General features: G+C 51.4%; 3 protein-coding genes. All 3 read left to right on the top strand.

The features are described 5' to 3' along the window. A partial coding sequence (locus tag VIR50_RS12365) for an MFS transporter (RefSeq protein ID WP_331935417.1) occupies positions 1–553 on the top strand: 553 nt, incomplete at its 5' end. 9 nt (positions 554–562) lie between these two features. Then, positions 563–1,789 (top strand): exo-beta-N-acetylmuramidase NamZ family protein, encoded by a 1,227-nt coding sequence (locus tag VIR50_RS12360; protein ID WP_331935416.1) that lies wholly within the window; start codon positions 563–565, stop codon positions 1,787–1,789. A 6-nt stretch (positions 1,790–1,795) separates the two neighbouring features. Beyond that, positions 1,796–2,893: acyltransferase family protein (locus VIR50_RS12355; protein ID WP_331935415.1), on the top strand; the 1,098-nt coding region annotated here is incomplete at its 3' end.

Below are 2,893 nucleotides of genomic sequence, written 5' to 3'. Positions count from 1 at the left end.
AATGGTCAACCCCTTCCTGCTCGGATCGGTCGACAAAGGCGGTTTGGCCTTAGCCACGGAGGAAGTAGGTATCATCTATGGCACCGTGGGCGTGTTCTTCCTGACCATCGGAGGCATAATTGGTGGCATCGCGGCGTCACGCTGGGGCCTCAAGAAAGCACTGTGGCCAATGACCGCTTTCATGACATTGCCCTGCGCAACGTTCGTGTATCTCAGCATGGTTCACCCCACTAACCTGTATATAATCTGTGCTTGCGTGGCGGTGGAACAGTTCGGTTATGGTTTCGGATTTACCGCTTATATGCTTTATATGATGTATTTCTCCGAGGGAGAGTTCACTACTGCGCACTACGCAATATGCACCGGGTTCATGGCTTTGAGCATGATGCTGCCCGGAATGGTAGCCGGTTATCTGCAAGAATGGCTTGGTTACGAGCAATTCTTTTGGATGGTGATGGTTTGTTGCATAGCTACGGTGGTCGTGACAGTGTTTGTTCGCGGTAAGATAGATGAGGACTATGGCCGCAAATCAGTAACCGATAATCAACAATAACCTTGTAACATGAAACGAATTATTCTATTATTGCTATGTTTTCTCGGCCTTGTCGGCCAGTCGATGGGCCAAAAGGTGAAGACCGGCATTGAAGTATTAAAGAGCGAAAAGTTCAAGACTTTGGAAGGAAAGCGGGTCGGTTTGGTCACCAATCCTACGGGTGTGGACAACCATCTGCGGTCGGTCGTTGACATACTCCATGCCGCCAAGAACGTGAATCTCGTGGCCTTGTTCGGTCCCGAGCACGGAGTGAGGGGCAATGCGCATGCCGGTGACGCCGTGGGAAACGACACTGACCCCACCACCGGCTTACCCGTTTACTCGCTCTATGGTAAATATCGCATGCCATCCGATGAGATGTTGAAGGGTATCGACGTACTTGTTTACGACATACAAGACATTGGTTGCCGCTCATTTACCTATATCAGCACGCTCGGAAACATCATGAAAGCCGCCGCCCGCAACCATATTAAGGTGGTAGTGCTTGACCGTCCCAACCCCTTAGGGGGCAACAACGTGGAAGGTTGCATAACTGAGGACGACTGCATTTCGTTTGTCAGCCAATTCAAAGTGCCCTATGTTTACGGTCTTACGCCCGGTGAGCTGGCCTTATTGCTTAACAATGAGGGCCTGCTGGGTGAGCGTTGCGACCTTGAAATCGTGAAAATGAAGGGTTGGAAGCGCAAGATGACGTACAGCGACACGGGTTTGAAGTGGGTATTATCGTCCCCTCACATCCCCGAAGCTACCTCCGCGCCCTTCTATGCGGTATCGGGTATCGTGGGAGAGCTCGACAGTCTCAACATCGGAGTGGGCTACACAGTGCCTTTCCAAACCTTTGCGGCGCCTTGGATCAAAGCAGCCGAGCTGTCAAAGCGTATGAACGCGCTCGGCCTTCGTGGCTTTTCGTTCCGTCCTATCTACTATTCACCCTTCTATAGTAAGTTTAAGGGCCAGCAATTGCAGGGCGTTCAGGTGTACATTACCAACTACCGAAGAGCTCGTTTGTGCGAAGTGCAGTTCTATATCCTGCAAGAACTCTATAAACTTTACCCCGAACACGACGTCTTGGGCGACTCTAAGAACCGCACAGACATGTTTAATAAGGTATGCGGAAGCAAGGAAATACGCCGTCTTTTCCTGAAACGCCACCGCTGGAGCGACGTTCGCGACTACTGGGACAAGGACATCAAAGCCTTCAAAAAGCTATCAAAGCAGTATTACCTTTATAAATAAACAACCATGACAGAGGCAAAAAGCAATCGAATAGAGGCCATCGATATACTCCGAGGCATGACTATTGCCGGCATGATATTGGTCAACAACCCCGGCGCACAGCCCGTTTACACGCCTTTGGAGCACGCCGAATGGATAGGACTGACGCCCACCGACCTCGTGTTTCCCTTCTTTATGTTCATCATGGGCATAACGACTTACTTGTCGTTGCGCAAGTTTAACTTTGAATGGTCATGGCTTTGCGTGCGTAAAATACTGAAACGTGCGGTGCTACTCTACCTTGTCGGCATTGCCATCAGTTGGCTCATGAGGTTCTGTTGGGGCATGGCTTCACCCGAAGACCCATCCCTTGCGTTCTTCCCTCGCCTATGGGCAGCCGCCAACACCTTCGATACCATCCGATTGGTAGGCGTCTTTCCCCGCTTGGCTTTGTGCTACGGACTGGCCGCCCTCATCGCCATTACCCTGCGCCATCGCTACATTCCATGGCTCATAGCCGCCCTTTTCATAGGCTATTTCCTGCTTTTGAAATATGGAAACGGCTGGGCTCACGACGCCACCAACATCCTTGCGGTGTTCGATAAGGCCGTTATCGGCGACAATCACTTGTATAAATGGGACACACCCGACCCTGAAGGCCTCCTAAGTACGCTGCCTTCACTGGCTCATGTGCTCATAGGATTCTGCGTCGGAGGCATACTGACACGACTCAACAACATCAATGAGAAGATAGAAAGGCTGTTTATCATCGGCGCACTGCTCACTTTCGCGGGATTTTTGCTAAGCTATGGTTGCCCCATCAGCAAGAAACTATGGACGCCCACCTTCGCTTTGGTCACCTGCGGACTGGCTTCCACGCTGTTAGCACTGCTCTCTTGGGTTATCGACAAGCGCCATTACCAAGGCCGTATCACCCATTTCTTCCGGGTATTTGGCGTAAATCCCTTGGCACTTTACGTCTTAGCCGACATTCTTCTCATCCCTTTCACCATCATTCCGCTATTCGGCAAGAGCCTGCAAGACAGCCTTGTGACCGACGTGATGGAGCCTTTGCTGGGTACCCAAGCAGCTTCCTTGGCATGGGCGCTGCTCTTCGTGCTCTCC

This window comes from Prevotella sp. (assembly GCF_036570325.1).
Lineage (GTDB): Bacteria > Bacteroidota > Bacteroidia > Bacteroidales > Bacteroidaceae > Prevotella.
Note: the sequence above shows the minus strand (reverse complement) of the source record. Positions and strands in the feature narration are given on the sequence as shown.